This window comes from Dehalococcoidia bacterium (genome assembly GCA_035574915.1).
In the GTDB taxonomy this organism is placed as follows: Bacteria; Chloroflexota; Dehalococcoidia; order DSTF01; family WHTK01; genus DATLYJ01.
Window position 1 is genome coordinate 1 of record DATLYJ010000176.1, and the last position, 3,804, is coordinate 3,804.

Genomic DNA, 3,804 nt, shown 5'->3' on the forward strand with positions numbered 1-3,804 from the left:
GAGGAGTGGACGGAACGCTGGACGCGCCTGCACGAGACGCTCCCGGCGGCCTCACTGAGCGAGGACCTGGCGATTGAGGCCGGCTTACGCATCGCGCGGTACGTGGAGGTGCTCGAGCCTGTCGTGCGGCCGCTCGGCCCCGTGCGCCCGGCTCCGCCCACGACGCCGCGGGTCCCTCGGCGGAGGCGTTAGGCTCGCCGTCGGAGGGCAAGGACCCGCGATTGCCCGAGAGGGACGTCTGTAGCCGGGCTGCGTGTAGCGGGCCGGGCGGTGCGGGCGCGCGGGGCCTGGGTGGTTAGCGGGAGGTGGCGGGCGCGGCGCTGCTGCGCCCCTACGGCGGGGCGACTCGAGCGGGTGTCGCGGGGCTGCTTGAGTCAGGAGAGGCGGTCCAGTGCGACCAGGGCGGCGCCGAGCGCGGCGGCATCGTCGCCGAGCTCGGTCTCGACGATGCGCGCGTCCCTGGCCGCCTGGCGAAAGGCCTCCCGCCGCACGACGTCGATCGCGGTGCTTAGGTAGCCATCGAGCTTGCGCAGGTTACCCGAGATGGCGACTACTTCGGGGTTGAAGATGTCCACCAGGTTGGTGAGCCCGGCGCCGAGATAGAGGCCGGCCTGGTGGATGGCGTGGCGGGCATGAGGGTCGCCCCGGGCAGCCGCGGTCTCGAGCGTCAGGGCTGAGGGCGGCGTGCCCTCCTCACGGCTGATGCGCCCGAGGACGCTGTGCGGGAAGAGGTCGACGAGCGCGGCGGCCGTCCTCGCCAGAGCGCTGCCCGAGGCCAGGGCTTCGAGGCAGCCGTAGCGGCCGCAGCCGCAGGGCGGGCCACCTGGCACGAGCTGCATGTGGCCGATCTCGCCGGCGGCCCCGGAGGCGCCGTGGTAAATGCGGCCGTCGATGATTAGGCCGCCGCCGATGCCGGTGCCGAGGGCCACGAGCACGAGGTGGGACTTGCCGCGGCCGCTCCCGAGACGGTGCTCAGCGATGGCGGCGGCGTTGGCGTCATTCTCGATCCAGGCGGGAAGGCCGAAGGCCTCGCTCATGCGGCGGGCCAGGGGTATCTCGCGCCAACCGGGCAGGTTCGGCGCGTTGGTGACCATGCCGCGCTCGACGTCGCAAGGCCCGGGTGTCGAGACGCCGATGGCGCGCAGGGGCCGTCCAGCGGCGGCGGCGCGCAGCGACTCGACCATGCGCTCCAGGACGGACTCGGGGCCGTCGTCGGCGCCGGTCGGACGCTGGTCTCGACCGACGACCCGCATGTCTTCGCCGGCCACGATGCTCAGGATTTTGGTGCCGCCGAGGTCGATCGCTCCGATGAGGCCTTCGCCGCGCATGCGGCCATTCTATCTGCCGTGACCGGCCACGCTATAATGCGCGCGCATGGGGAGGGACGGGACCAGCCAACGCCAGAAGCCCTCATGGCTACTCGTTACGAGCCACGGCCTCGTGCTTACCTATATCGGCGCGAACCGCGACAAGACGATCCGGGAGATCTCGGAGGCGCTGGGGCTTACCCAGCGCAGGGTGGTGGCCGTGGTCAAGGACCTGTCGGAGAGCGGCCTCCTCGAAGTCGAACGGCGCGGACGGCGGAACTACTACCGCATCGCGGATGACGCCCGGTTCATACACCCGACGATGACTCACATCCGCGTCGCCGACTTCGTCGCGCTGATGAGGGGAGACGCGCCAGCAGGCCGGCCTGAGGGCTCTGACTAGTCGCCGAGCAGCGCCGCTCCTTCTTCGCGGCTGAACACGCTGCCGCAGGCGCTGCAGGTGTAGCTAGCGACGAGGTCCTTCTTGCCCATGTCGGCCGGGTTGTCCCAGCGGGGCACCAGCGCCTTGTGCGGGCAGGGTGGCGCCTCAATGGGCGCCTCCTTCTTCTTCCCGAGTATGCGCGAAAGCAACGCCATCTGGAGAAACCTCCTCTCGCTGGACGCGTGCTTACGAGACGAGCGTAGACAAAGCGCCGGCCCTCGTCTATGGAAAAAGGGTTCACCTTTACGTAAGGATTGAGTTTGCGGGCGGCGGTCCCGGGGCGGGCCTGTTAGGATGCGACGAGCGTGAGCCTCGTCGATGAGGGCCAGAAATCGCTAGCGGGCGCGGCGCCGGCCCAGCACGACGGGCCGGCCGCCCGCGCCACCCTCAGCATCGCCCTTGCCTGCGGCATAGGTAGCCTTTCCTTCAACTTCTGGTACCCGTTCATGCCCCTCTACATGCTCCAGGTGGGGGCTTCGAGTGAGGCGAACGCGCTCTTCTGGGTGGCGGTGGCGACTACGGTGCAGGGCATCGCCCGAATTGCCACGGGGCCGCTGTGGGGAGTCCTCTCCGACCGCATGGGCCGCAAGCTGATGTTCCTGCGCGCGCTCTATCTGGCCACGCCGACGACCGTGATCGCGGCGGTGGTCGGTGAGCCGTGGCAGATGTCGATCGCGCTTGCCTTCCAGGGGCTGTTCTCCGGCTTTATCCCTGCGGCCGTGGCGCTAGTCAGCGTGACGGTGCCGGAAGAGCGCCTCAACCGCAGCCTGAGCATGGTGACCGGCGCCCAGTACACCGGCACGACGGTCGGGCCCGCGGTAGGGGCGGTGCTGGCCTCGCTCTTCGGCTTCCGGGGGGCGATCTTCTGCGCCGCCTTACTGCCGTCGATCGCCGGCACCATCGTGCTACTCCTGGCGCCGAACGACCTTGCCCGGGCCGGCCGCGGGCCGGAGGTGGCCGCCCGGCAGTCCCTGGAGCCGTTCCGGCCGTCGGCGCAGCTGGCGCTCGCGATCCTGCTGTTCTTCGTCGTTTTCTCGATGACCCAGCTTGTCCGGCTGGCGACACCGATAGGGCTGCATCTGCTCCGGGACGGCGACGTCCGGGGGGTCACGGGCCTCGCCTTCACGCTCGGCGGCCTGGCGAGCGCCGTCAGCGTGCTGTTCATTGCGCCCGGAATATTCCGGCCGGGGCGGCTCCGGCAGTCGCTGGCGCTGGCCTGCCTGGCGGGAGCGGCGGCCTATCTGCTTCTCGCCGCCGCGCCCTCGGTGCCGGCCTTCGTGGCCGTCTTCGTGCTGATCTCGCTCCTGCAAGCGGCCATGATCCCGGCGACCAACGGCCTCATCGCCGGCAACGCGCCGCGATCGCGGCGGGGCACCGCCTTCGGCTGGGCGGGCAGCGCCCAGGCAGTCGCCTTCGTCGCCGGGCCGATGGGCGCAGCGCTGTTCGCCGCGGTCTCGCTGGACCTCGGGTTCGTCGTGCTCGCGGCGATCATGGCCGCGATGGCCCTGGCGCTGTTCGCCTGGCTACGAGAACCCGCGCTGGACCCCGGCCCGGCTCCGGGCGCGACAAGAGGGCGGGAAGGCTAGCGGCCGGCCCCGGGCGCCGGGATGGCGCCGAGTTGTTGCATCATCCCGAGGACGTCCATGACGGCGCGGTGCTCGACGACCTTGCCGTCGCGCAACTTGTAGATGCTGACCCACTGCACGTCGACGGGCCTGTCGTTAGCAGGGACGCCAAGCCAGGGCACGCCGCCCTTGTTAGTGCCTGTCATCCTCACGCGGACCGCGACCTGGTCGTCGCCGGCGACGATGTCTTCGACGCTGGTCTTGCGGTCGGGGAAGGCCTGCAGCGACATCTGGTGCGCGACCTTGGCGGCGGCCAGGCCGGAGCCCAACTGAGCGGGAGGGCCGCTGTGCTGCACGAAGTCGGGCGCGAAGTAGGCATCGAGCTGGTCGAGCCGGTTGGCGTTCCAGGCCTCCTCGATGGCGAGCACGACCTTCTTGTTGGCGTCTGACATTTCTCGCCTCCTTTCGGTAGTGGGGGCTAAGCGTAAGC

The 3,804-nt window shown here is 70.3% G+C and carries 6 protein-coding genes; 3 read left to right on the top strand and 3 right to left on the bottom strand.

Annotated features, from left to right (window positions below; all coding sequences use genetic code 11):
- Positions 1 to 192: hypothetical protein (locus VNN10_15700; GenBank protein ID HXH23463.1), on the top strand; the 192-nt coding region annotated here is incomplete at its 5' end.
- 182 nt (positions 193 to 374) lie between these two features.
- Here the strand turns inward: VNN10_15700 and VNN10_15705 are convergent.
- Positions 375 to 1,328, bottom strand: coding sequence for an ROK family protein (locus tag VNN10_15705; GenBank protein ID HXH23464.1), 954 nt, complete (start codon positions 1,326 to 1,328; stop codon positions 375 to 377).
- A gap of 46 nt (positions 1,329 to 1,374) precedes the next feature.
- Here VNN10_15705 and VNN10_15710 point away from each other — a divergent pair, with 46 nt between their 5' ends.
- Positions 1,375 to 1,710: a helix-turn-helix domain-containing protein gene (locus VNN10_15710; protein HXH23465.1), complete on the top strand. Its 336-nt coding sequence runs from the start codon at positions 1,375 to 1,377 to the stop codon at positions 1,708 to 1,710.
- On the opposite strand, the gene VNN10_15715 is transcribed toward VNN10_15710, so the two are convergent.
- Entirely contained in the window at positions 1,707 to 1,904 is a 198-nt protein-coding gene (locus tag VNN10_15715; protein ID HXH23466.1) for a hypothetical protein, read from the bottom strand. The genes VNN10_15710 and VNN10_15715 overlap by 4 nt on opposite strands.
- A 150-nt stretch (positions 1,905 to 2,054) precedes the next feature.
- On the opposite strand from VNN10_15715, the gene VNN10_15720 reads away from it, so the two are divergent.
- Entirely contained in the window at positions 2,055 to 3,335 is a 1,281-nt protein-coding gene (locus VNN10_15720; GenBank protein HXH23467.1) for an MFS transporter, read from the top strand.
- Here VNN10_15720 and VNN10_15725 read toward each other — a convergent pair.
- A complete protein-coding gene (locus VNN10_15725) occupies positions 3,332 to 3,766 on the bottom strand; it encodes an ester cyclase (GenBank protein HXH23468.1) in 435 nt (144 codons plus the stop codon). The genes VNN10_15720 and VNN10_15725 overlap by 4 nt on opposite strands.
- Between the last annotated feature and the right edge of the window lie 38 nt (positions 3,767 to 3,804).

Coding starts and splice junctions, on each gene's coding strand:
- VNN10_15705 (HXH23464.1), bottom strand. CDS start 1,328: ATGCGCGGCGAAGGCCTCATCGGAGCGATCGACCTCGGCGGCACCAAA.
- VNN10_15710 (HXH23465.1), top strand. CDS start 1,375: ATGGGGAGGGACGGGACCAGCCAACGCCAGAAGCCCTCATGGCTACTC.
- VNN10_15715 (HXH23466.1), bottom strand. CDS start 1,904: ATGGCGTTGCTTTCGCGCATACTCGGGAAGAAGAAGGAGGCGCCCATT.
- VNN10_15725 (HXH23468.1), bottom strand. CDS start 3,766: ATGTCAGACGCCAACAAGAAGGTCGTGCTCGCCATCGAGGAGGCCTGG.